At 38.9% G+C, this 26,004-nt stretch carries 24 protein-coding genes; 22 read left to right on the top strand and 2 right to left on the bottom strand.

Translation table 11 applies throughout. The features are described from left to right. Positions 1-11: 11 nt before the first annotated feature. The 8 genes from P6709_RS18425 to P6709_RS18390 all read left to right on the top strand — a co-directional run bounded on the left by P6709_RS18425 (position 12) and on the right by P6709_RS18390 (position 6,195). Entirely contained in the window at positions 12-872 is an 861-nt protein-coding gene (locus tag P6709_RS18425; RefSeq protein ID WP_278242392.1) for a hypothetical protein, read from the top strand. Positions 873-1,185: 313 nt separating this feature from the next. Next, positions 1,186-1,650: an NUDIX hydrolase gene (locus tag P6709_RS18420; protein ID WP_278242411.1), complete on the top strand. Its 465-nt coding sequence runs from the start codon at positions 1,186-1,188 to the stop codon at positions 1,648-1,650. Between the two features lie 467 nt (positions 1,651-2,117). Beyond that, positions 2,118-2,495, top strand: coding sequence for a GntR family transcriptional regulator (locus tag P6709_RS18415; RefSeq protein WP_278242410.1), 378 nt, complete (start codon positions 2,118-2,120; stop codon positions 2,493-2,495). Next, positions 2,495-3,364: an ABC transporter ATP-binding protein gene (locus P6709_RS18410; RefSeq protein ID WP_278242391.1), complete on the top strand. Its 870-nt coding sequence runs from the start codon at positions 2,495-2,497 to the stop codon at positions 3,362-3,364. Before P6709_RS18415 ends, P6709_RS18410 begins: the two co-directional genes overlap by 1 nt. Continuing rightward, positions 3,357-3,965: an ABC-2 transporter permease gene (locus P6709_RS18405; protein ID WP_278242390.1), complete on the top strand. Its 609-nt coding sequence runs from the start codon at positions 3,357-3,359 to the stop codon at positions 3,963-3,965. Before P6709_RS18410 ends, P6709_RS18405 begins: the two co-directional genes overlap by 8 nt. A 454-nt stretch (positions 3,966-4,419) precedes the next feature. Then, positions 4,420-4,959, top strand: coding sequence for a MobQ family relaxase (mobQ, locus tag P6709_RS18400; protein ID WP_278242389.1), 540 nt, complete (start codon positions 4,420-4,422; stop codon positions 4,957-4,959). A gap of 92 nt (positions 4,960-5,051) precedes the next feature. Then, positions 5,052-5,519, top strand: a complete 468-nt coding sequence (locus P6709_RS18395; protein ID WP_278242388.1) for an NUDIX hydrolase — start codon at positions 5,052-5,054, stop codon at positions 5,517-5,519. 181 nt (positions 5,520-5,700) lie between these two features. Then, positions 5,701-6,195 carry an NUDIX domain-containing protein gene (locus tag P6709_RS18390; RefSeq protein ID WP_278242387.1) on the top strand — a complete coding sequence of 165 codons (495 nt, stop codon included), beginning with the start codon at positions 5,701-5,703 and terminating at the stop codon, positions 6,193-6,195. Positions 6,196-6,361: 166 nt separating this feature from the next. Here P6709_RS18390 and P6709_RS18385 read toward each other — a convergent pair whose 3' ends face one another. Next, positions 6,362-6,766 carry a hypothetical protein gene (locus P6709_RS18385; protein WP_278242386.1) on the bottom strand — a complete coding sequence of 135 codons (405 nt, stop codon included), beginning with the start codon at positions 6,764-6,766 and terminating at the stop codon, positions 6,362-6,364. 199 nt (positions 6,767-6,965) lie between these two features. Here P6709_RS18385 and P6709_RS18380 point away from each other — a divergent pair, with 199 nt between their 5' ends. The 8 genes from P6709_RS18380 (at position 6,966) to P6709_RS18345 (ending at position 16,173) form a co-directional block, all read left to right on the top strand. Next, positions 6,966-7,103: a hypothetical protein gene (locus P6709_RS18380; protein ID WP_278242385.1), complete on the top strand. Its 138-nt coding sequence runs from the start codon at positions 6,966-6,968 to the stop codon at positions 7,101-7,103. A gap of 190 nt (positions 7,104-7,293) precedes the next feature. Beyond that, a complete protein-coding gene (locus P6709_RS18375; protein WP_278242384.1) occupies positions 7,294-8,568 on the top strand; it encodes a helix-turn-helix domain-containing protein in 1,275 nt (424 codons plus the stop codon). Between the two features lie 22 nt (positions 8,569-8,590). Then, positions 8,591-9,844, top strand: coding sequence for an MFS transporter (locus P6709_RS18370; protein WP_278242383.1), 1,254 nt, complete (start codon positions 8,591-8,593; stop codon positions 9,842-9,844). A 41-nt stretch (positions 9,845-9,885) separates the two neighbouring features. Next, entirely contained in the window at positions 9,886-10,710 is an 825-nt protein-coding gene (locus P6709_RS18365) for an inositol monophosphatase family protein (protein ID WP_278242382.1), read from the top strand. A gap of 954 nt (positions 10,711-11,664) precedes the next feature. Further along, positions 11,665-12,558 (top strand): tyrosine-type recombinase/integrase, encoded by an 894-nt coding sequence (locus P6709_RS18360; RefSeq protein WP_278242381.1) that lies wholly within the window; start codon positions 11,665-11,667, stop codon positions 12,556-12,558. A gap of 5 nt (positions 12,559-12,563) precedes the next feature. After that, positions 12,564-13,397 (top strand): site-specific tyrosine recombinase/integron integrase, encoded by an 834-nt coding sequence (gene xerA / locus P6709_RS18355; RefSeq protein WP_278242380.1) that lies wholly within the window; start codon positions 12,564-12,566, stop codon positions 13,395-13,397. A gap of 18 nt (positions 13,398-13,415) precedes the next feature. Further along, the gene (locus P6709_RS18350; RefSeq protein WP_278242379.1) at positions 13,416-15,323 is read left to right on the top strand and encodes a tyrosine-type recombinase/integrase; all 1,908 of its coding nucleotides are present in this window, start codon (positions 13,416-13,418) and stop codon (positions 15,321-15,323) included. 16 nt (positions 15,324-15,339) lie between these two features. Then, positions 15,340-16,173, top strand: a complete 834-nt coding sequence (locus P6709_RS18345; RefSeq protein ID WP_278242378.1) for a tyrosine-type recombinase/integrase — start codon at positions 15,340-15,342, stop codon at positions 16,171-16,173. A 230-nt stretch (positions 16,174-16,403) separates the two neighbouring features. On the opposite strand, the gene P6709_RS18340 is transcribed toward P6709_RS18345, so the two are convergent. After that, positions 16,404-16,841: a hypothetical protein gene (locus P6709_RS18340; RefSeq protein WP_336619013.1), complete on the bottom strand. Its 438-nt coding sequence runs from the start codon at positions 16,839-16,841 to the stop codon at positions 16,404-16,406. A gap of 163 nt (positions 16,842-17,004) precedes the next feature. Between P6709_RS18340 and P6709_RS18335 the strand changes: the two genes are divergently transcribed. The 6 genes from P6709_RS18335 (at position 17,005) to P6709_RS18310 (ending at position 25,812) form a co-directional block, all read left to right on the top strand. After that, complete coding sequence (locus P6709_RS18335; protein WP_278242377.1) at positions 17,005-18,444, top strand: VWA domain-containing protein; 1,440 nt, start codon at positions 17,005-17,007, stop codon at positions 18,442-18,444. Between the two features lie 218 nt (positions 18,445-18,662). Then, positions 18,663-19,754 carry an NAD(P)-dependent alcohol dehydrogenase gene (locus P6709_RS18330; protein ID WP_278242376.1) on the top strand — a complete coding sequence of 364 codons (1,092 nt, stop codon included), beginning with the start codon at positions 18,663-18,665 and terminating at the stop codon, positions 19,752-19,754. A gap of 58 nt (positions 19,755-19,812) precedes the next feature. Continuing rightward, positions 19,813-20,490, top strand: a complete 678-nt coding sequence (locus P6709_RS18325) for a GntR family transcriptional regulator (protein WP_442905368.1) — start codon at positions 19,813-19,815, stop codon at positions 20,488-20,490. Between the two features lie 65 nt (positions 20,491-20,555). Next, the gene (locus tag P6709_RS18320; protein ID WP_278242374.1) at positions 20,556-22,181 is read left to right on the top strand and encodes a glycoside hydrolase family 43 protein; all 1,626 of its coding nucleotides are present in this window, start codon (positions 20,556-20,558) and stop codon (positions 22,179-22,181) included. 44 nt (positions 22,182-22,225) lie between these two features. Continuing rightward, positions 22,226-24,316: an alpha-glucuronidase family glycosyl hydrolase gene (locus P6709_RS18315; RefSeq protein ID WP_278242373.1), complete on the top strand. Its 2,091-nt coding sequence runs from the start codon at positions 22,226-22,228 to the stop codon at positions 24,314-24,316. Between the two features lie 305 nt (positions 24,317-24,621). Then, on the top strand, positions 24,622-25,812 hold the full coding sequence (locus tag P6709_RS18310) for an endo-1,4-beta-xylanase (RefSeq protein WP_278242372.1): 1,191 nt from the start codon (positions 24,622-24,624) through the stop codon (positions 25,810-25,812). Positions 25,813-26,004: the final 192 nt, after the last annotated feature.

Raw genomic sequence — 26,004 nt, 5'->3', positions numbered from 1 at the left:
TTTCCAGGTATATGAATATTGTTATAGTGTTGACTCAAACAATTGATTCGGATAACAAGTTCCAACTCGAAGTACAAAAAGAATTTCCAAAATTAAAAATTTGCCGGGTGTTAGCAGAGGAAAGAGCGTTATTTGGAGATTTGAAGATTCCTGCACACGGTCTTGAAAATTTAATTGTAAAGACAGTGAATCTTCTTCCAGAAGCAACAAAAAGAGCATTTACTGCTGCCCAAAAGATAAAGATTGAAGAGAAGATTGATTCAGCAAAAAAGCTAGTACAAGAACGGTTGAATAGATATAAAAACTTAGCCCATTTTGCAGATGGCTTCCCTTTAGGTGCTGATGCACTCGGCAAAGGTGCTGTATATTTATTTATAGCTAAAGAAATCATGACTGTAATGGGTATTCGAGTAAATAAAAACTTTTTTAAGTTTGCAAAAGATGCACAACCACTACTTCGTTCAATTGCTCTTCCATTTGTGATATCAGAAGGTGGGAAGGCAACAGCGAAAATTTTAGCCAAACAAGGGGGGAAAGAAGTAGGAAAAAGAGTAACTGCGTTTGTTACGAAACTGATAGGAAAGACTGTTGGCAAAGGAAATATTGTTTTAGCACCTGCGGTGGGTTTTATTTTTGGTGCTTATAATAGAAGAATAACTGAAAAAATTGCAAGTGCTTTTATTGAAGTGTGTGCAGAATTTTTAAGAAATGAACTTGATCATGAAAAATTATCTGAGGAAGAAGTTTTAGATATACTTTCAAAAAATATGGGGAATAAAATGTACAATGTTCAAGAGGAAATTGAATATATAACAGATAATGATGAAGATACTATAGAGAGCCAAGAGAGAATATTATTTAAAGATATATAACGATAACTCAAATCAATTTATTAAGATGCGGCTCAAGCAATCTATGCTAGCACTACTAATTAGTGGATTTGCATTTTTACTACCCTCTCTATATTTTAGTTTTGGTGCAGGGGATTGGATGAGATGGCTTGGCCTTATACCTCTGATTCCTTTCGTACTTGCTTATTATACAAAAAAAGAGTTAAGCACTCTTATAATTAAGAATTCCTTTTGTTCATTCACTAACGAAGCAGAAGAGTTGAACAACAAATGATAAAAAAGGATTGAACATAGATTATTAAGAAAATGTTATTAACAAAGTATGGGGGGATGTATTATGCATACGATACCAAAACATATAATTGCAGTTTCTGCTTATGTTACTAATGAAAATGGAGAAGCTCTATTAGTCAAGACACACTGGAGGTCTGATACCTGGGAAGCTCCAGGAGGACAGGTGGAGGAAGGAGAACCTCTTGATAAAGCTGTATGTAGAGAAATATTAGAGGAAACAGGAATAGTTATCTCACCTAATGGAATAACAGGAGTGTATTACAATGCTACACAACAACTATTATCTGTGGTGTTTAAGGCGAAATATGTTAGCGGAGAAATAAAAATTCAACCAGAAGAAATAAAAGAGGCTAAATTCATTAAACTTACCGAGGAAAATATAGATAATTACATAACTCGCCCGCATATGAAGTCTCGCACAATTGATTGTATAAAAGCCAAAAACTTTATCCCTTATGAAACTTGGGAAGTAAATCCTTATAACTTAGTAGGGAGATTATATTAATTCAACTAACGGGTGCGTTAGTTGAAGATGAGGTCAAAATACGACCTCACATTTTAGATATAACTAATATGTGTGGTTCTTTTAATAACAAGCGTTAGAGTACTCTAACCTAAATATAACATTGGTTATATCCCTATATGCGAGATTATGATGGTGATGGGATGGTTGGAGAGTAAGCTTCCCAGTAGAATGTGGTGAGTTTTTTGGAAACAGCCTGGTCAACAAATTGTTTAAAAGACTTTCGTGGTATAACTAATAAGCTAAATTTTCTGGTAGAGAAATTCGGCTATTTTTTAGCTAAAAATATTTTAGACATTGTTCAACTAAATTTTAAAATTAAAGAAGCTGATAAGGAATGTACCAATTCCTTGTCAGCTTCTTTTTGTAAAAGTCTTGAAAACAGAGACAACTATGTATATATTGTATATAAAGTATATATAAATTGTTTATTGAAAAGAGGTAATGCCATGCAAATCATAATATCGAATCAATCGAAAGAGCCAATTTATAAGCAAATTTATGATCAAATAAAAAAACACATTTTAGTAAACGAACAAAGTGCAGGCGAATCCTTACCCTCCATGCGCCAATTAGCCAAGAGTCTGGATGTTAGTGTCATTACAACTAAGCGGGCATATGAAGAACTGGAGAAGAATGGATTTATTTATTCCGTCGTAGGAAAAGGCTCTTTTGTCTCTGAACAAAATAATGAAATGATAAAGGAAAGAAAAAGAAAAGTTATAGAAGAGCAATTGTTAACTTCTATTCAAAATAGTAAAGAAATCGGTATTAGCCTGACAGAACTAAAAGAATTGCTCACGCTTCTATATAGGGAGGAAACATAATGGAAAACGTAATTGAATTAACTAATGTACAAAAGTCCTTTAAAGGCTTTCAGTTGAAAGACTTTTCCTTAACAGTAAAAAAAGGATTCGTAACTGGGTTCATCGGAGGTAACGGAGCAGGTAAATCAACAACGATTAAAATGATGATGAATTTATTACAACCTGACAGTGGATCGGTATCACTATTTGGTTTGAATTATAAGGAACATGAAAAAGCGATCAAACAGCGGATTGGTTTTGTGATGGATGATAATGTTTTTTATGAAGAATTATCGTTAAAAGAAATGAAAAAGATTATTAAGCCAGCTTATACAAATTGGGACGACAATCTTTTTGAACAATATATCGAAAAATTCGAACTGCCACTTAATAAAAAAATTAAAACTTTTTCTAAAGGGATGATGATGAAAGCGTCGTTAACTGTTGCTATATCTCATCATGCAGAACTGATTATAATGGATGAACCAACATCAGGATTAGATCCGAGTTTTCGGAGGGAATTGTTAGATCTTTTACATCATGTGATGCAAGATGAGGAAAAAACAATTTTCTTTTCAACGCATATTACAACAGATTTAGAACGCATCGCAGATTACATTACTTTTCTACACAACGGAAAACATATTTTTACAAAGGAATTTAGTCAAATAGAAGAAGAGTATGCCATTGTTAAAGGTGAAATTGATTTGTTAGATAGAGACATAGAACGTGAGTTTATTTCGATACGAAAATCAAATCATGGATTTGAAGCGTTAACGGCTAATAAAAAGCGAACAGAAAACATGTTGGGGAATATGGCGCTTATTGAGAAGCCTAGCCTTGAAGATATAATGTTCTATACAAAGAAAGGGGAGGAACAATATGTTTAATTTAATTCAAAAAGATATTCTATTGCTTAAATACATATTCCTGATTCTTTTGCCAATACTAATTGGCTATCTATTATTAGATAACTCTTCTATTTTAATGGGGTTTCTTGCAAGCATCATACTTATACAGGCTGCTTTTGCAATTGATGAAAAGCCTTCAATCAATATTTTATTAAATTCTTTGCCTTATACGAGAAAAGAAATCGTTAGCTCAAAATATATTGGGTCAGTTATTTACATCTTCATTATCTTTTTTGCAATTTTAATCATGAACCTAGTGATGCATGGAATAATAACACCGTGGGAAGAATTATTTATTACTTTTCTTCTTGTAATAGGATTTACTTCATTCATGTTGCCATTTTTGTATAGATTTAAAAGCCAATATTTATTAATTGCTTCCTTAGGGATTTTTGTTACTTATCTTGTAGTTATTGGTCTATTTATTCATAACTTGAACGATCGAATTAGGGAATTAGTTCATACATTATTAACTATACAAGATTATCAAATATATTTGCTGCTTGTTTCACTTGGTATGATTTTATATGTTGGTTCATGGTTCCTGTCAGTTAGAATTTATCGAAATAAGGTATTTTAGATAAATCTTGAACTTTAATGTTATTCGATATAAGAGGTTAGTGAAAAGATGCAATTAAATTAACAGGAGCTGTTAATTGATCAAGGATTACTGGAAGTAATCAAAATGATTCTACTTAACAAATTATTTTGATCAATCTAATTTTTTAATTTATTGAATAATGTTGATCTAGAAGGTACTTATGATTAAGGTTTACTTTAAACTTACACTTGTCCAATCAGATTATAAAAGAAGAGTGGAAGCTAGCTTCTGATTAGTATCAGACACTCTCCTTCAAAAAAAGTACCTCATTTAGGTCGGTAGGTTGAATTTTTTATTTGTCTTTTTTGTTAAAGTTACAGGTACTGAAGGTAATTGAGAAGTTCTATTCAATTAATCAAATCTGAATTATCGAAGCTTTACACTCGTTTAAAGCGTAATGTGTAAGAACTTCTTGGAGAGGAAAGATGAAACCATGACTATTTATGAATTTTCTGCCCAAGTGCTTTCACGAAGCAATGGTCAATCCTCTGTCGCTTCTGCTGCGTATCGTTCAGGAGAACGTCTGCTAGATGAACGTACCGGCCAAACGACGTTTTACAAACGATACTTACAACCGGAAACCATGATAATTTCTCCTTCTCATGCTCCTGAATGGGTACACGATCGCAACCGTTTATGGAACGAAGCTGAGAAATCCGAAACACGCAAAAACTCCCAAATTGCAAGAGAAATAAAGGTATCGCTTCCCACAGAACTGTCTGCAGAGCAGCAGACGGATTTAATTAAAGACTATGTACATACACAATTTGTTTACAACGGAATGATCGCTGATATTGCGATTCACCGGGAGGATCCAAAAAATCCCCATGCACACATCTTGATGACTACTCGAGAAATTTCAAAACAGGGATTTACCGTTAAAAACCGTGATTGGAACGATCGAGCATTATTAGTGCGATGGCGTGAACAATGGACCATTCATTCCAATCGGGCACTAAAAAAAGGACACTAAAACTCATATTGTTCTCTCACTTAATACATAGAAACGAACGAGCAATATTTTAGAAGCAACAGCTTGATTGTTTACTATAAAGGAGTGTTTTAATGGAGTACATCAAACATATAAGGTCAATGGTAGAAAATGAAAAGGTGATTATGGTGGTTTCAGGTGCAATGGTTTTTGATAGAGAAAATCGATTGCTAATGCAAAAACGTTCTGACAACAAACAATGGGGTTTACCAGGTGGATTTATGGATTTTGGAGAGAGTGTTCAAGATACTGCTAAAAGAGAAGTATATGAAGAGACAGGTCTTATCTTAAAAGAACTTAAGCTATTTGGGATTTACTCAGGCCCTCAATATGACAAGACTTTTTCTAATGGGGACCAGGTATCACCCGTCCTTATATCATTTATCTGTAAAAATTATAGTGGAGAATTAATTGAGAGCAATGAGGAGTCCTTGCAGAACAAATTTTATTCAATTGATGATTTACCAGAAAATATATTCACGGAACATCAAATGCTTATCGATGATTTATTATCGAAAAAACAGCTACCGGTTATTGGATAATATATCTAACAACTATTTATTAAACCAAGGGAGAGTTAGCTCAACAAGAGTAACTGCTTCTTTCGCTAACGGCGCAGGTTAGTTTAACAAATAGATATTTTTAAAATGGTGACGAAAGTTTATATAAAGTAATTCAATGAATAACTAAGTTAATACATAAGACAAGGAGTTGAGATATTTAATGCAAACTATTTTTGTTGATTGGGGTGGAAATAATGTGAAACTTACTTGGATGCCGCAATTGAAATTAACTGAATCTTTAAAGGTGACCAGTGTTCATGCAGTATGTATTAAAGATGGGAATATACTATTAGCTAATATAAGTCATCGAGGGTTTAATTATCCGGGAGGACACGTGGAGACTGGTGAGAAAATAGAAGAAGCAATACTACGAGAAACATATGAAGAGGGTTATGTGAAAGGAACAATCAAATATATAGGTTCAATTGAAGTGAGCCACAAAGAAAATCCGTCCTTTGATTCAAGAGGAAAGTATCCTTTGATTGCTTATCAAGCTTTTTTTAGAATGGATGTTATCGATTGTTTACCTTTTCTCCGAGAACATGAATCGTCTGCTCGAATTTGGGTTGAGCCCTCTGAAGTACCATTTGTAATTAATGACCATGAGCTTGCGAAATTAATCTTAGAAGATGCGTTAAACCTCTGTTCTTCATGACCTAACGGGAGCGATTGCTCAACAAGAGTAGCTGTTTCTTTCGCTAACGAAGCAGGATAGTGGAAGAGTAAATTGCTTTAGTTTAACACAGAGTATAGCTGCCTCCTTATAGAGGCGGCTATTTGCACTTACTAAATAAACTGGTCTTTAGGTTTAACAAATGCGTTTACGAGTACATTTTTTCTTCAGGGGCTTCATAACCTCGATTAAGTCCATCACGTTGAAGGAGAATAGCATTCAAAACTAACTGAAAGTGCTCGTTTTCTAAGTTATCTACGAGCTCTGCCGGGGTAACGTAATCGTTAAAGCTAAACAGATTCACAGCTGTTTTTTCTAGGGTTTTTAGACTGCTACTGCCGAATTCTTCGATTTCAAACATCGCTTCTGAATCAAAAACACCGTATGTTGTATTAAAGTAGGGCGAAGCTTTTATAAAGAAATGGCTGTCCCCGGCTATAAGATAAAGGAGGGCCAGGCACTTGGGGTCCGAACGGATTTTTTCATCTCTCACTTCAAAACGTAATTCCTCGAAACGTTTCTGGTGTGCATCATGTAAAAATGATACCTTCATACAGGTCAACTCCTTATGTAATTTGTCTAGAGAGTACCGTGCCCCTCCTCCTTTTGCCTATAAAAACTGCTGGAATTAGTCAAACAACGAATTGTTGATTATATGGCCACATGTGAAATGAATCCGCAGGAAATCCAAGACTGTATCCAAAACTATCCGCAAAAAACCAAGCTAGCATTAGACGAAAGTGGGCTATGGGATGCATTTACACAAAGAAAAAGAAGTCTTTTTGGAAATCATCGCAGCAACGTCTGAAGATACGGGAATCCCTGAAGAATCTCTTAAAAAAGAGTTCCCGATCCTCGTATTTAAAGCTTTCAAACATGTTACGGTGTGATGAAATGACCCTGACTCGGTTTGTTTCATTCACCGCATAGTTAAGATCGATTCAAAATAGCGATCAATATAATGGCTTTTTCTAGTTGTGTAAGCACAGTGAAAATCTGTAGATAATCGATAGTGATCCTCACGATATACACAATATATAATAAAGAGAATTTGTTAAAATGAATGGAGAGGTGACGACAATGACAGATAGAGAAGGAAAGAGCTGGGGGCGGTTGATCAAATATCATCGTCAGCAACAAAGTTTAAGACAGGATGATGTAGCTTTAGGCATTTGCACACCTTCTTATTTGAGCCGTATTGAAAATGGTGTCGTGGTTGCAGAGCAAACTGTATACGAAATGCTGTTGGCACGACTAGGAATTGACTTTGAGAATGAGGTAGCTAATTTAGAGTTGAAACATTCGCTCCTGGAAATAATGTACGCAAAACTATTATCGAATGAAACTCTTACACAAAGCGAATTAGCAGCGTTAAATTCCTATCAATCGGAGGTTTTACATCAGGAAATCGATTTACTAGCTGGTTTAGTCTACAGTCGCTATTTGTCATCCATCGATGAGCTAATTGAAGCTAGAAAGTTACTGATGAAAATAGAACCTTTCATCACTTGGCATCAAGATAGGGTGACCCAAATGTATATAGCGATTACGACGAATGTTCATTTATTATTTCTGGAGTTTGAAGAGATTATCTTTAGAGAAGAACAACAGCACGTCAGCAATTATATGAATACGGCCAATCGTTTTGAACAAGCGAATTATCTTTATCATTTAGCTTTTGCCCACCATCGCTATTATTCATTCCAGCAAGCTCTATATTACATCAATCGTTCAGCTGATACGTTCTCGCATCAATACAAACCTTTATTTCAGTTGAAGCTTTATTCTATGAAAGGAGTCATTTTGAATGATTTACATAGATTTCAAGAGGCATTGTTGGAATTTGAAGCAGGTTTAGAATTGTTGAGAAATGTTTCAGCTATACAAACCCCAAGGCAATGGAGTTCTCTCTACAATAACCTTGCCTATTGCTATGAATGTCAGGGTTTATTCAAGGAAGCGATGTCATATTACGAACAGGCAAATAGCTCTGAGGAAGATTTACATGTTGTAATCAATTGGATGAGGGCTGCTTATCAACAAGGTGATGAAGAAACGTTGCTTAAGCTATTCACCAACTATCCCAGAAAACGATTTGAAGTCCTTCATCATCAATATCAAAGAGAATTGTTGAACTATGCAAGTGAGCGAGACTACACGCTAAATAAGTTAAATAACATAGAGGAGCTAGTGTTCCCTTATTTCTCTGAACAAGAGCATTATTCATTAACTTTGTACTATGCCCCATTATGGGCAGCATTTTATGAAGAACTCCATGCTTATAAGCGAGCTAGCATTTGTTTCAAACATGCATTTATTGCAAGTGAAAAAGTGCGTCGGCGTATGGGTAGCTAAGAAAGGAAGCAGGGGAATATTAATGAAAAATATGTGGAGAGATAGGAAAAATCCAGCGATTCTATTGTTATCCATTGGATTTTCTAGTGTTGGGGATTTCATTTATCTTGTTGCGATTAATATAATGGTATACCAACTTACAGGATCAGCTGCAGCTGTTGCAGGACTTTGGATTATTGGGCCATTAACAAATATTGTAACAAAGTTCTGGACTGGAAGTTTCATTGATTATCGTAGTAAGAGAAAAGTAATGATTATAACATACATAGTCAGAGCTATTTTTATCTGCTTAATCCCTTTCGCACCAAACATGGGCGTTATCTATGGAATCTTAGTTGCTCTAAGTGTAGCAAAAGCATTTTTTACACCATCTTCAATGACGTATGTTGCTATTCTAGTCCCTAAAGAAAAAAGAAAGCGCTTTAATTCTATTCAATCGTTTGCTAGTTCAGGGGCATTTATTATCGGACCAGCAATCGGAGGATCGCTAATCTTGTTAACCTCTGTTGAAACAACCTTGTGGCTAAATGCTATGTTTTTTCTGTATTCAGCCTTTTTACTTTTTTTACTACCTGAAAAAGAAAATATTGATAAAGAAACGATTCCGGCATTGACCATCGCACAAGTGATACGCGACTTTACGATTGTTCAGAAATTCATGGCAAACAATAAATATGTCTCTTTTATTTATCTGGGTTTTATTATGATTATGATCTTTTCCTTTGCTATGGATGCTCAAGAAGTCGTCTTTACTCAACGAGTAGTAGGCCTATCTGAATTTGATTATAGTTTACTAATTAGTATAACTGGAATTGGTTCTATTACAGGGGCCATAATACTGTCAGTTTTTTCAAATGCATTTTCACTTCGTTATATGATGACGATTGGATTAATTATGATGACATTTGGTTATGTAATCTATGCATTTTCCTGGTCATTTACGTCCATAGTAGTTGGTTTTGTCGTGTTAGGGTTCTTTAATGTACTTCTAAATGCAGGATTCCTGACCTTCTACCAAAACAATGTTCCTGTTGATATAATGGGAAGAGTTACAAGCATTTACCAGTTAATCCAAAGTGCTGTCCAAGTAGGTTTTATTTTAGGTATTGGGGTAATAGCGGACATTGTTTCTTTACGATTTACCATCGTCACTTTGGCCCTGGTCATGTTACTGTTATCTATTATTTTTTCAATTTCAGTACTAAAGCCTACTAAAAAGAGTTTTTACCGAGAAGATGATCACGCTAAAGAAGAATTACGGTTAGAAGTGAAATAATTGAGTTCACTAAGGATACTAAATTAAACAAGGGGTGCAGCATGGAAGAAATACTAAGACAAGCGAAGGTATTAGCAAGTAATGTGATTATTGAAGCAGGAAAAGTAGCAAAGAATCGATTTGACCATATCATTAGGTTTGAAGAGAAAGGCGACTATGGGGATATGGTTACTGAGGTGGATCTTTTATCCGAGGATATAATCTTAAAAGAAATAAGTCGTGTATTTCCTGACCACAAAATTCACAGTGAAGAAGCAGGTGATAATGGAAAGGAAAGTGACTGGCTGTGGCTAATCGACCCTTTAGATGGGACTAATAATTTCGCAATTGGATTCCCGGTTTTCTCCTCTTCTATTACATTAATGTATAAGAATGAGCCTGTTCTTGGAGTGATATATGAACCGATGGTAAATCGTTTATTTGTATCTAGTTTAAATGAAGGCACCTTTTGCAATGATAATTTATTAAATATTAAAAAAAGGGAAAATACTAAACGATTTAATATTGGATGGATACAGGGGCATGTTGTACAGAACGAAGAAAAAGCGGTTGAACTAAGACAACACATTGATTTAAATTGTAAGAGGATGATGAGACTTTGGGCACCAACTTTACAATGGTGCATGCTGGCTAAAGGAGATATCGATGGAATTATACTTTATAACTCAGCAGGTGATGACTTATATTCTGGTATACTCATGGTCAAAGAGGCAGGAGGCATTGTCATTGATTTTCAAGGTAATGAATTTACCGGTATGAACAAAGAGCCTTACTTAATTGCATGTCATCCAGATAATAAGAATCATCTATTGAAAATGGTAAGTGAAGGATTAAGTCTTTCAAAAACACCAACTGATATCGCTTAACAAACTCCTTTTTGACCAGTAAACTTGAGGGAACTATTGGATCTGACAGGAATACATGCTATAGAAAAAAGGACCGACTCTCAGAGTCGGTCCTTTTATTATAAGAAATTATGTTTATATTCTTTTCATAAATTATAATTCCTCAGCAAGAGGCTGAATGGCATGCCCCAACTCTAATCCCTAATTTTTGCAAGTGAACTGACCCCCAAATGGTAGACACTTTAAAAAGCGCCAACATTTTGGGGTTCTTTCTATTTTCAGCTCTCGGTTTACTGAATACGTCTAGTTGAACGGGATAGGTTTATATGAGTAGGATTTTTTATAACGAACACCAGCGACGACTCTTGGAGGCAAACCCAAATACAGTTTCCGTATCTGATCGCTCTATCCAATACACACCGGCGTTTAAAGTACAGGCGGTCAAATAGAATTTAGAAGGGAAAGGTCCTTCTGCGGTATGGGTGACATGGAAGAGTAAGTTAAAAATGAAAGGATCAATACGAATTTGCTCAGGAGTTCCTCTTGCCATTCCTTCAAAAACTTTATCATCTCTGCCTATTCATCTTGCTCGCGTTCCTTTTCCTCTTTGCATTGTGTCAGCAGGGTTTGCAGGATGATGTCTTGTTTAATCTCCTGAACAAATTTCAAGGTCGCTTTTCTTACCAACTAGCAATCCTTATATATCATTTTCGTGGCGCGGTTGTGACGTATTATTCCAAGAATTCGTCTAATCTTTCGTTTCCGTGAGCTTTGCTCTTGAGTTGAAACAGTTTCATACTAATATCCTCCTGAACCCTAAAATGAATTTAGGGTTCTTATTATTTTTGGTAAAATATAGTTTTTTTAGGTGCTTGTGATCCTATCTTAACTGAAGCAATTTAGTAAGAAATGTATTGAAACTATGATTTTTGTAAACAATGGAACTACAAATATACAAAGAAAGGAGTGACTTCATTGGCAGCATCAAATCAATATTGGATCAGTACTCATGAGAAAGTTTCTAAAGAAAGTAAACAAATTTTAAATGAGTATCTGTTAAGTCTAAAGGTGGAAAATAAAGCAGCTGCAACCATCACGAAATACCGAAGAATAATGGAGCAATTTTTGCGAGAATGCCTGATACCGATAGAAGATTTAACTAGTGAAGATGTGCGGGGCTGGTTAGATATTTTCTCGCTTGATAAGAAACCGAGAACCATTGATCTTTACATATCAGCTCTTTCAACCTTTTTTTCCTTTTGTCTAGATGAAGAGTATATGGGAAAGGCAGTGATGAAAAAACGCTGGAGACCCAAAATACCAAAAGCGTTACCGAAATACCTGGATGAGTTTGAATATGCGCGTGTGAAGGTAACTTCCGAACACTTGTCCGTCCGCAATCGTGCGCTTCTACTGTTTCTGTTTTCAACGGGATGTCGCGTATCAGAAGTAGTGAATTTACGTGTTCAGGATATCGATTTTGATAGGCAGTATGTAGATGTAACCGGGAAGGGCCAAAAAATCAGACGCATCTATTTTTCGGAGGAATGCGACCTTGTGTTGAGCAACTATTTAGAAAGGCGTTCAGCAAAGCCTACAGACCCCTTATTCATGAACAGGTTTGGTAATGGACTGCAGGTGTCTGGTATTCATTTAGTATTAAAAAAAGTTGGTGTACAAGCAGAATTAGTCCAGTCTTTTCATCCTCACATGTGTCGACATACTTTTGCGACAAATATGTTGGCAAGAGGTGCAGATTTACAGTTCATTGCGGACGTAATGGGACATGCTGATTTGAATACTACCCGTATATATGCACAAATCCCAACAGAAGTAATGAAGTTAACCTATCAAAATATCATGGGGTGAGAAATGTGAATCAAAAAGTTATACAAGAATTTTTTTTAGATAATTTTAATCAATTCAGTCCGGAGACCATCCGAGCATATAACATAGCATTATCTCAATTCTTTGCGGTTTGCCCAAAAAACTATGATGAAGTCCATGCAAGAGATATTCGAAACTGGTTAGAAACTATGAACCAGGAGGGACTTCAACCACGCAGCATTCGACTAAAATTAAGTGCGTTAAAATCCTTCTATCGCTATTGTATAGAGGAAAACAAAATCACTAAGAATCCAACCAAGAAAGTTAATACTCCGAAAAAAGTAGATTCCCTTCCCCGTTATTTAACAAAAAGACAGCTTGCCATGCTACAGGAATACTCAATGAACGATCCGAGGGATCGCGCCATCATCGAAATACTTTATGCAACAGGTGTGCGAATAAATGAATTGCTGCAGGTTCGACTTGAAGATATCAAATGGGATACTCGACAGATTTGGATCCGAAAAGGAAAAGGAAATAAGGCACGGTTTGTGCTCTTTAGTCATTCGTGTGCAGAACGTTTGAAACGGTACTTAGATACACGATCGTATGGCAGTGAGTATCTGTTTTCAAATGCTAAAGGAAAACCGATAAGTGACAAATTAGTCCAACTGAAATTTCGGGAGTACTCCGAAACACTTGGATTTAAAGTGAGTCCGCATACGTTACGACATACGTTCGCTGCAAACTTAGCAGATAAAGGAATGGATTTTTCATATATTCAAGAACTGCTAGGCCATTCCAATATCAATAGCACCAGAATTTATATACGATTAAGAAATCACGAACGAAAGAAACAGTATGATCAGTATCAACAGTAAGAATGAGGAGGTACAGAGATGGCAGAATATTGGGAGGTGAATTGTGAAGGGCTGTCGCAAGACACTCACAACATCCTCAATTTATTTTTAAGGAGTTTAAAAGAGATAACTAAAAGTCCACAAACTCTGACGCGCTACCGGGCTACTTTACAATCCTTTTTCTTAGACCATCCAGTTTCGTATCATTCTTTGACTGAAGAAGATATCGAGGCGTGGCTTACAGAACACAGAAAGGACAAAAAAGAGCGAACTGTGAAAGATTATCTTAAAACAATCCGCGCCTTCTATAACTTTTGTGTTCAAGAACAGCATCTAGACTACTTTCCACTCAACACGAATCTACAGGTCGTATCGACCCCAGAATGTTATTGGGAATTGAAGATCATTTTTCCAAATCCAGACAATCAACGGGTCGCGAATCAGTTCTTGCTTCATCTGAAAACGATAGGAAGAACCGAGTATACGATTGTCCATATGAGGACTTGTTTACAAAGATTCTTCAAAGAGATGGACAAATCGATAAGTAAGCTCACGCTGGAAGAAATCGAGAAGAGGATGACTGATCTTCAGCAACAGTACAACGAGACGATGATGAAAAGTGTTTGGAGTACACTCCGGACCTTCTATGGATATTGTTGGGATAAAGAAATTTTGGAGGACACACCACTCCGTACCAAAAGGAAGTTTGCCGAAGCCACCGATCTCTACTGGGAAGTAAAAGGACGATTTTATGTTGCAGAGAATAAGGCCGTAATCAATGAGTTTTTACTCTATCTTAAAAACAAGAAGCGAATGAAAAAAACAATTGTTGAATATGGGATCATTCTAAAACGGTTTTTTGGTCATAACCCTGTTCATTTTTCTCAAGTGGATCGTAGACAAATTGACGACTGGTTATCCATGCAAAATCAAGATTGGAGCACTCGAACGCCCACTAACTATAGAGCAATTTTACGTTCGTTTTATTTCTTTTGTGTTCGTAAAAATTACATGGCTCAATCGCCCATCCTTTATTTCTGGAAGGAGAATAAACCGTCAGAAAAGTACTGGGAGACGCATAAAGCTTTTTGCAACATGACAAATAAAGAAGTTGTGAATGAGTACTTATTAGCGATGAAGATTGCGAATATGAGTGAGCTGACAATTCAACTGTATAGACGCACGTTAGAAACTTATTTTCTCCAGAGAACAGAAGATTTTTCAACCGTTTCTTTTGATGAAATCTTGCAGTGGGTCATTCAACAACAAAAAATAGTCCAAGCCTCAACGGTGAACGGTCGGTTATCGATACTAGCTTCTTTTTTCACGTTTTGCGTGGATGAAGGCTACATGGAGAGGATTCCTATCAAGACCAGGTGGTATATGAGGGAACCAAGCCCTTTGCCGAGGTATCTTGAAAAAGAAGAACTGGCAAAAGTACGTCAAAGTGCAGAAAAGGAAACACTTCGCAATCGGTTGATCGTCGAATTCCTACTATCATCAGGCTGCCGCATACGTGAACTCCATCTACTGGATAAAAGGGATGTGGAGTTAGACAATCGAACAGCGTGTGTGAAGGGGAAAGGAGGAAAGATTCGAGAGGTGCATTTTTCCGAAACGTGTGCGCTCTTATTGGAACGGTATTGGGAGATGGAAGCGATGGAGGGAGAAGAACATCCTGCATTAGTAGTTTCGAGAATAGGAACAAGGCTTGGCATTTCCCGGATGCGAAAAATCATTAACCGACTTGGAAAATCTTCTGGAATTAAGGATTCACTATACCCCCATCGCTTTCGCCACACATTTGCGACAGAATTATTAACCAAAGGTGCAGAACTTGATTTTATCGCAGATGAACTTGGTCATGCGAACTTACAGACGACGAAAATTTATGCGCGTATTCCTAAATGGAAATTGATTCATTTATATAGAAGGTATATGGGATAAGAAAGAGGGGAGAATAATGTCGATAGACTATATTGAACAATTTAAAATCGATTATCAGCTGAAATTGGTACCCAAAACGATCCGAGGTTACGAATTTAACATCCGCCAACTACTCGAACAGATGGAGAAACCCTTTGAAGACATCACCCGAAAGGACGTTCGAAACTGGTTGATGCTGTTAGAGGAAAAAGGGTACAAACCGTTGACTGTGTACACTAAGTTAATAGGGGTAAAAACTTTTTATAAGTATTGTATGGAAGAAGGTTTGATTACCAAGGATCCCGTAGAGCATATTCCGTACCCGAAAATCCCCGATAAAGTTCCCACCTACTTGACGAAACCTGAACTTGCGCAGCTCCGTGCATGTGTCCAACATAGTTTGTTGGAACGTGCAATCATCGAAGTGTTTGTAGCGACGGGGGTTCGGGTAAGTGAGCTTGTCGCGATGAATAAAGAAGATATTAATGAAACGGAACGAAGCATTCATATCCCGGAAGGTAAAGGAAACAAAGGCCGAATCGTATTGATCAGCCTGGAAAGCCTTCACTATCTGACGGCGTATTTAAAGAGCCGGACAGATGCGTTGCCTTATGTGTTCATCAATCAAGCGGCGTCCAACCGTTTACGCCGTCAAAAAATAAATGCCAACTTCCAAGCGTATTCAACACAATTAGGTTTTCGTGTGATTCCGCATATGTTGCGGCATACGTTTGCCACACACCTCGCCCAAAAAGGGATGCCGCTCGAATGCATTCAAGAGTTGCTCGGGCATCAGCGGCCCGCAACGACTCAACTATATAGTCGGTTGTTTAACCAGGCACGGAAAGAAACGTATGATAGATGGATGTAACCTGGCTACGAACGAAAGGGTACATCCATTCTTGTTCATCCTTCTTCATTCGTATGAGGAGAACGATCTGTATCCATTTTATTTACCATTTCTCTTTGCTCGTCTTGCGAAAGGTTGGTATAAAGAACGGTTGTCTCAATTGAATTTTGTCCCAGCTGATCGCGAAGACTCACTTTAACACTAAAAATGAAAAATAGAAAAAACCGTCTCAAACCTTGATACTAAAGGGTTTAGACGGTTTTTTCATGTTTGTTATTGTCAGTGAAATCATTGTTAACCGCTTTTTTGCTCTCCATATCCACCATCACGGGTACGGTTGGCCGTCCTTCATAGTCCGGATCAGCGTTGGAATACACCTCGCTGACATATTGAATATCAAGAATAGGATCACGGTGGTGTTCATCTAATGAAAATTCCCAATCCACACGGCCGATTGCCGGTCGCATCGGACTTGCAGTGCCTAAGCTGATGGCGTCATCGAGCCCCAGCACCTTTCGAACGATGACGGCACGGTGCGCCCATGGACAGGCAGGGGACCATAGAAGACGGTATCGTCCGCTTTCAACAGGCAGGTCGCCTTCATTTGATCCAAAAGGAGTAGTAAAGCGGTTCGTTTGACGTTTAAAGGATCCGTCTGCACTGATTTCTTTCGGTTTTTTAGCAGTCATGTACAGCACCTCTTTCATTCAAGTTCAATTAGAACGTACTCTCTCATTTATCGCATTTCAAACTATATTAGTCAAAAATAATAGACTATTCAGATGTTTTAATGAAAAGTTGAAACAAATATGGATCATTTACCGTATATAGAAAAGATTGGAGGCGGAAGTAATGAAAAAATGGATGTACCTTTTATTTGCTGCAGCACTGCTTTCGGCTTGCACAAGTGAAGAAAGTGAGAACACAGCGCAAGTACAAGAAGAAACAAGCGAGCCGACAGAAGAAGTAATGGAAGACGTACCGGAGAAAGAAGATGGGAAGACAGTAGCTGACAACCAGGATGCAAACAGGAGTGAAACGGTTCCTCTTGCTGAAACGTTCGAGGATTTAACAGCCGTTTCAAGCGGAAAACTGACCAGCGATTTTACATATGAAAAGGAAACAAATGTTTTTGCCTCGGCCAACCCTCTAGATGGAATTGAAGAGGAATTTATAGCCCAAATGAACGAAAAGCAAGAGTGGGAGAGTGCAGAGCGCCTGCTTGCGGAACTTCACTATTATCTCGGTAATGGGGCGGTAGGAACACTGGCTGAAAAATTGGAAGCATTAGAGCCAAGTTTTTCAGCTCCGCTTTTACCTGAGCCAGAAGAAATGAAAGCTTCCCAGGAAGGAGAAGAACCGCCTGCTCACGCCATGATTTTATTGGATGCCAGTTCCAGTATGCTTTTAGAAGCAGGTGGAGAACAGAAAATGCGGGTGGCAAAAGATGCTGTACTTGATTTTGGCAAGACCATTGGTGCTGCGAGTGAGGTGTCGCTTTATGTGTACGGACATGAAGGAACACAGGAAGATGAAGATCGTGAGCTTTCCTGTTCTGTTATTGATGAAACGGTTCCAATGGGAACATATAATGAAGAGGCATTTTATAAGTCGGTAAGTAATATTGAAGCAAAAGGGTGGACTCCTTTAGCTGAAGCAATAAAGACTGCCAGGGAAGATAGCAGTCAGTATGAAGGAAAATTGACTGTGTTTGTTGTCAGCGATGGGATGGAGACCTGCGGCGGAGATCCGATAGCAGAGGCGGCAGCTTTGGTGAAGGACAGAGAAGATCGCACGGTTAACATTATTGGATTTTCTGTAGATGCGGAGTCAGAAGAACAGCTGAAGAAAGTAGCAGAGGCTGGCTCAGGAGAATATTTAGGCGCAGATACTGCCGAAGAGCTTCAAAATAGTATGCGAAAAACCTGGGTTCCGAGTGACATGGAAATTCTAAATAAAACCTTATCTTCTCCAAGGACCGGCTTTGCTTTGCCGTTTCAGAAGCTTGAGATTAATGATACGGCCATGAGTTTAGGGTTTGCGCTGGATCGGGAAAAAGCACGCTTGAAAAGAGCGGTTACTGTAATGAAAAATGAAGAAATCATATCAGAAGAAACTGCCCAGGAAGCAACAGAACTGATAGATGCTCAGGATGATCTCAAACGAGAGTTGATACAGGACAAGAAAGAAGAAAAATTGTCGGATGTGGAAGAAGAAGCAGACCGCATTGATGCAGAGATTAACGAGTGGGCAGAGCGAATGGAAAAACTGAAGGACGAGCAGGAAGAATAAAGACGATAAAAGAAGTCTGAAAGGACTTCTTTTTTTGTTCTAAAAAGCCTTTACTTAAAAATATTTTGTGAATATTTAAAATAGATAAATAAAAACGGTTTTGTTCTGCGTTGATAACTAGTATACTAGTTATACTATGAATTTGTAAGGGCTTACTTTGCTGAAACCGTAAGCCATTTAAGAGTGTAAATAAATTGTTCAGAAAACAGGAGGTAAAAATGATAGCAGAAAAAATGAAAGCTGCAGTATTGGAAAAGCCCTATGAAATTGCTGTAAAAGAGGTTACACGGCCAGTTCCTGGTCCTGACGAAGTACTGATTAGAATTCATTGCATTGGTATTTGTGGATCTGATGTACATTATTACTCACATGGCAGGATTGGCAGATATGTGGTTGAAGAACCAATTATTTTAGGGCATGAGGCAGCAGGCGACGTGGTGGAAGCAGGAGAAAACGTGTCCAGTCTGTCAATTGGAGACCGGGTAGCTATTGAACCTGGCGTTGCATGTGGAAAATGCAGCTACTGTAAGTCCGGGAGATATAATTTATGTCCGGATGTAGAATTTATGGCCACCCCTCCTTTTGATGGAGCGTGGGCAGAATATGCAGTAGTGCGAAGTGATTTTGCTTACAAGCTGCCTGAAGAAATGACCTATGAGGAAGGGGCTTTGCTGGAGCCGTTTTCAGTCGGGTTCCATGCCATGTCCAGGGGAAATGTAAAGGCAGGAGATGTTCTTTTTATCAGTGGACTTGGACCGATCGGTTTACTGGCTGTTCAGGCCGCTCAGGCTTTTGGCGTAACAACTATTTACGCCAGCGATGTGGTGCCTGCGCGTCGTCAGCTTGCACTGGAGATGGGTGTTGATCAGGTTTTTGATCCTTCAGCGGAGACTATACCGCAGAGGATAAAGGAGGTTGTGAATGGAGAGGGTGCGGACATTTGTGTGGAAACCTCGGGAAACCGGTTTGCAATGGGCGAAGCTGTTCATTGTGTTAAGCGGGGAGGGCGAGTCGTTTTTATCGGCATGACGCAGGAAGAAACGATCCCTGTAAATTTAAATCATGTGATTGATTCAGAGCTGGATCTGTTCGGCATTTTCAGATATGCAAATGTATACGAAAAAGCGATTCGTGCACTTGCTGGCGGAAAAAGCAAGCTGAATGAAGTGATCACCCATTCATTTCCCCTTGATCGAATAAAAGAGGCGCTTGAAATTGCTGAACATCAGAAGGATAACAGTGTGAAAATCATGATTTATCCTGGTCAAACGCCTTCAAAAATGGAAAGTCCCTATTCAGATACTGTGTGAGCAAAAAAATAAGCAGAGCAATGGAGAGGTTTATGTGATCGGACAAAAAAAGAAAAAAATGTCAATTAGAGACTCTGTGTATGAAAAGGTGAAACAGGAGATTTTAACCTTAAAACTTGAGCCGATGACCAAGATTTCAGAGATGGAGATTTCAAAGAAATTTGATGTAAGCAGGACGCCTGTAAGAGAAGCATTTTTAAAGCTGTCAGAGGATGGGCTGATAGAGATTATTCCTCAAAGTGGAACGCTTGTATCAAGAATCGATATGAATCTTGTGGAGGAGGGGCGGTTTGTCCGTGAAAAGCTGGAGAAGGCCATTGTTTCAGAAGCATGCAGATCCTTCAATGATGACCACCTGCTTAAGCTGGAAACCAATTTGGCCATGCAGGAATTCAGTATTCAAAAGGATTTCACAAGAATGTTTGAGCTGGATGAAGAATTTCACAGGCTTCTTTTTCAAGGATGCAATAAAGGCAGGACGTGGGAGCTGATTCAGCATATGAATACACAGTTTATCCGGCTGCGCATGCTCAGGCTGCACACTGAAGGATTGGATTGGAAGGTTATCGTCAATCAGCATATTGAAATCTTTAAAATGATTACTGAGAAAAAAGCAGAGGATGCTGAGGAACTGATGGAGGCTCATCTTCACCTTGTCGATTTTGAAAAAGGAACCATTGCAGAAAAGTACCCGCACTATTTTTACAATTACGTTCATTCGTTTCAGCAATCCTAAAATAAAATTCCATGTTTAAAAACGTTAAAACTTATTCAAGTACTTTTTGAAAGGATGAGAAAATAATGACAAGCATTACAAATCCAATTTTACCCGGTTTTCACCCCGATCCTTCCATTCTGCGTGTAGGAGATGACTACTACATCGCCACATCAACATTTGAATGGTTTCCTGGAGTCAGGATTCACCATTCAAAGGACTTGAAAAACTGGCGGTTTATCTCCAGTCCGCTTTCACGAAAATCCCAGCTGGATATGAAAGGGAATATTAATTCCGGCGGAGTTTGGGCTCCGTGTCTCAGTTATCAGGACGGTCTGTTTTATTTAATATACACAGACGTAAAATCGTGGCATGGTGCTTATAAAGATACTCACAATTATTTAGTAACCGCAGAATCGATTGAAGGACCTTGGTCTGAGCCTGTTTATTTAAACAGCAGCGGTTTTGATCCCTCGCTTTTTCATGACCGAGACGGAAAAAAGTGGTTTGTTAATATGATCTGGGATTACCGGAAAGGAAACCACTCATTTGGCGGGATTGTCCTTCAGGAGTATTCTGCACAGGAGAAAAAACTGGTAGGTCCGGTTAAAAATATTTTCAAAGGAACGGATTTGAGAATGACTGAAGGTCCACATCTTTATCAAAAAGGTGACTATTACTATCTATTAACGGCAGAGGGCGGTACAGAATATAATCATGCAGCGACATTGGCGCGCTCAAAAACGATTGATGGACCCTACGAAGTGGATGAAGATTATCCTTTAATTACTTCAGCCGGAAAAGATCACCTTGACATTCAAAAGGCGGGACATGGCAGCCTCGTGGAGACGCAGAATGGGGAATGGTATCTTGTTCACCTTGGCGGGCGTCCATTAAAGGATAAGCGCTGCATATTGGGACGCGAGACTTTTATCCAGCGCTGTGATTGGACGGACGACGGCTGGCTTCGGCTTTCGCACGGTTCAAAGTCACCGGAAGTCGTTGTGCAAGGGCCTGATCTTCCGGAGCATCCATTTGAACCTGAGCCTGCAGCAGACGATTTTAGCGGGGAAACGCTGGGCAGCCAGTGGAATTCTCTTCGTGTTCCCATGGATTCCTCCTGGATGTCGCTATCTGAACGACCGGGGTATTTGCGTCTGAAGGGTAGAGAATCGTTAAGCTCAATGCACGAGCAAAGTATAATCGCCCGCCGCCAGCAGGCATTTAAAATTGAAGTGGAAACCTCTGTCGCATTTGAACCGGAGCATTTTCAGCAAATGGCCGGCCTCCTATTTTATTACGATACGATTGATCATGTGTACCTGCATATCACGCATCGTGAAGAAGCAGGGAAATGTCTTGGCATCATCCAGACGAAATACGGAGAATACGACGAACTGACAGAAGCGTTTATTCCATTAAAAGATCAGGAAGAAGTGAAGCTTAGGGGTGAGGTTCAGGACGGCATGCTTGCATTCTATTACCGTCAGCATGACGAGGATTGGCAGCAGGCAGGTCCCTTAATTGATATCACACATATGTCAGACGACTCTGCCAAGCAGGTGCGTTTTACGGGCACATTTGTAGGGATGGCCTGTCAGGATCTCAGCGGCGGCAGAAAAGAAGCAGACTTTGATTATTTTATTTATAAGGAACAAAAGAAGGAAACTACAGGTCAGGAAACGGGTAAAGGCAGCACACTTCATCTTTGAAAAAGATGCAAATCAAATCAACTCTTATAAAAGGAGACTGTTCAATGATGTTGTTTGAACCATCTGCAAGTCTGATTAATGATGATATAGAAAAAGAACAAACGAGCAGTTATAAGGCTTGGCTTCAATATAGTCCGGTAAAAAAAGAGTACATAGACAAAAGTCGTCTTTTTTTAGAGGAAGTTGCCTTGACTGGTTTATCAGAAATTCGTACTTCGGCTCTGAATGAAATAAGTCAGGCGTTGTTTTCTATGACAGGCACACAGCCAAAAATCGTTTTGCACGGAGGGGACAAGGCAGGAATCATTTTCGCAACAAAGGACGAAAAGGAGATCCTGCCTGACGGTTTTTCAACTGACGAATTAAGACCAGAGGGATATATTCTGCATCAGGAGCACAATCGCATGTATGTGGTGGGTTATTGTGATAAGGGTTTGCTGTACGGAGTGTTTCATTTGCTTCGTCTCATCCAAATGGAAAAAAACGTATCAGGACTTCACCTTGCTGAATCTCCTGTCAATCAGCTAAGAATGATCAATCAATGGGATAACAGCGATAATAGTGTTGAAAGAGGGTATGCTGGGGAGTCCATCTTTTATAAGGACCTTGGGTTTTCACGAAATTTAGTACGAATTAAAGATTATGCCCGTTTATTGGCCTCAACAGGCATCAACGCTATTTCCATCAACAATGTGAATGTTCACCAAAATGAAACGGATTTTGTGACGGAAAAGTTTTTGCCCAATGTAAAAAAGGTGGCGTCTATTTTTCGGGCATACGGCATCAAAACATTTCTTTCTGCTAATTACGCAAGCCCTATTACCACTGGAGACCTGGACACCGCTGACCCGCTTGATGAAGATGTAAGAAAGTGGTGGAGAAATACGGCTGAACGAATTTACGACTATATTCCTGATTTTGGTGGAGTCGTAGTAAAAGCAGATTCAGAAAACCGGCCAGGGCCGTTTACATATAACAGAAATCATGCAGATGGCGCGAATATGCTTGGGGAAGCCTTTGAACCATTTGGAGGGATCGTGATCTGGCGCTGCTTTGTCTACAATTGCAAGCAGGATTGGCGGGATCGGGAAACAGACAGAGCGAGAGCGGCCTATGACCACTTTATGCCGATTGATGGCGACTTCCGTGAAAATGTCGTTCTTCAAATCAAAAATGGTCCAATGGATTTCCAAGTGCGGGAGCCGGTTTCTCCGCTTATTGGCGGACTTCAAAGGACCAATCAGATGATTGAATTTCAGATCGCTCAGGAATACACCGGACAACAGCGGCATCTTTGTTACCTCATACCGCAATGGAAAGAAGTTTTAAACTTTGATACGTATGCAAAAGGGAAGGGGTCGCAGGTAAAGGATATTGTCAGCGGCTCGCTGATTTCCCAAACGCACTGCGGAATCGCTGCTGTTTCAAATATAGGAAATGATGCCAATTGGACAGGCCATACACTGGCTCAGGCCAATCTTTATGGATACGGGCGGCTCACCTGGAATCCCGACCTGACTACTGAACAAATAACAGAGGAAGCAGTCCGTTTAACATTCGGCAATGACAGGGAAGTAGTAGAGACGGTTTCAGAAATGCTGATGGGATCTTGGAAAACGTATGAAAAATACACATCTCCACTTGGTGTCGGCTGGATGATCGCACCAAACCATCATTACGGACCAGATATCGAAGGCTATGAATTTTCTGCCTGGGGAACGTATCACTATTCCAATAGAGATGGCACTGGTGTAAACCGGACACAAAAAAGCGGAACGGGATTCACAGGACAATATCTCTCACCCAATTATGAAATATACGAGTCACTAAAGAGCTGTCCAGATGAGCTTGTCCTCTTTTTTCATCACGTTCCATATAGTCATAAATTAAAATCAGGAGATACGGTTATTCAGCACATTTACAATACTCATTTTGAGGGAGTGGAAGAAGTCGAAGCGGTGCTTGCAGGCTGGAATCGGCTGCAGGATAAAGTGGATTCATATCGTTTTCATCATGTGCAAAACCGCCTTGAGGAGCAGCTTGCCCATTCTAAAGAGTGGAGGGATGTTATTAATACGTACTTTTACCGTAAATCAGGTGTAGAGGATGTAAAGGGAAGAAAGATTTATTCATAGCAGGAAAAAGAGAGCGGCTGGACTGAGCCGCTCTCTTTGTGTGAAAAGCGCTACTAATTTTAATAGAGTAGACGATAACTAAGACCATACGATCATTTTTAGTTCTATTTAGTTTGTTGTATATCCAAACAAAGATAAGATTGGTATAATAAAAATGTAATAAGATGTAAAGAAAAAAATTTATCGTTTAATGTAAGCCCTTTCAAAGCTCCTATATCTAGTCCAATTTTAAACAAGGAGGGTCGTTCCTATTTTTCAAATGATTGTTCAAGATTAAAAATTCACCTGACAAAGGAGTTTTTTACATGCTGAATGTTCTAAGAAAACCGATCGTTTCGGGACTAGCCTTAACTTTATTACTATCAGGTTCTGCAGCTGCTCAAGGTCACGGGAATCCTCATAAAGGAGAAATTGATAAAGAAGGGCGAAAAGGGAATGGAAATCATACGCCTTTCGCCTGGCAGGTGCCTTCCATGGCTGATCGCTATGAAGGTCAATTTGATCTCGGTGCTGCAGTTGAACCCCAGCATTTAACAGGCAGGCAAGGGAAAATTTTAAAGCATCATTATAATAGTATCGTAGCCGAGAATGCGATGAAGCCAATATCTCTTCAACCTGTAGAAGGACAATTTACCTGGGAGGCAGCAGATAAAATAGTTAAGTTCGCCCGTAAAAACGATATGGAACTGCGTTTTCACACCCTGGTATGGCATAGCCAGGTGCCAGATTGGTTTTTCATTGATGAGGATGGAAATAAGATGGTGGATGAAACAGATGAACAAAAGCGTGCGGAAAATAAAGAACTGCTTCTAAATCGTTTGGAAACACATGTTAAAACCGTTGTGAAGCGCTACAAACATGATGTAGATTCATGGGATGTTGTGAATGAAGCAATTGACGACGGCGGATTTATACGAAACTCCCCATGGTATCAAATTACCGGCACAGACTATATTAAAGTAGCATTTGAAACGGCAAGAAAATATGCAGCACCTGATTCCAAGTTGTACATTAATGATTACAATACTGAAGTACCAAATAAAAGAGATGCTCTGGCAGGTCTCGTTGCTGACTTGTTAGCAGACGGTGTTCCGATTGATGGTGTTGGACATCAGGCACATATTCAGATTGGCTGGCCTTCGATTGAAGATACACGAACTTCTTTTGAACTATTTAGTGAGATGGGGTTAGATAATCAAGTCACTGAATTGGATGTTAGTTTATACGGCTGGCCGCCAGATAACGCTTATCCAACACACGATGCGATTCCAGCAGAGGATTTCATAAGCCAGGCTGACCGTTATGATCAACTATTCGAATTATATGAAGAAATAGATGCGGACCTCAGCAGTGTTACGTTTTGGGGGATTGCGGATAACCATACGTGGTTAACTGATCGTGCTTCTCAATATACGGAAGGCGGGGGAGTAGACGCACCGTTTGTTTTTGATTATAAATACAAGGTAAAACCTTCCTACTGGTCTATAATGGACTAGCTTTATCGAGGGAAAAGTACCCGTTCTTTTAACCCAGTCGTTAAACAGAAGCTAAGAGCTAGGTTTTCTGTTGCTTATTGGTGCAGGAACAAAGTTACAAATATGAGATAGTATTTATTAATCGTATGAGGTAAGCGGAGCGGAAGGTGGCGACTCCTGCAGGATGTGACGGCAAGCTGAGACTTTACAGGG

The sequence above is a fragment of the Jeotgalibacillus sp. ET6 genome (assembly GCF_029667115.1).
GTDB lineage: Bacteria > Bacillota > Bacilli > Bacillales > Jeotgalibacillaceae > Jeotgalibacillus.
This window is presented reverse-complemented; position numbering and strand designations above follow the sequence as displayed.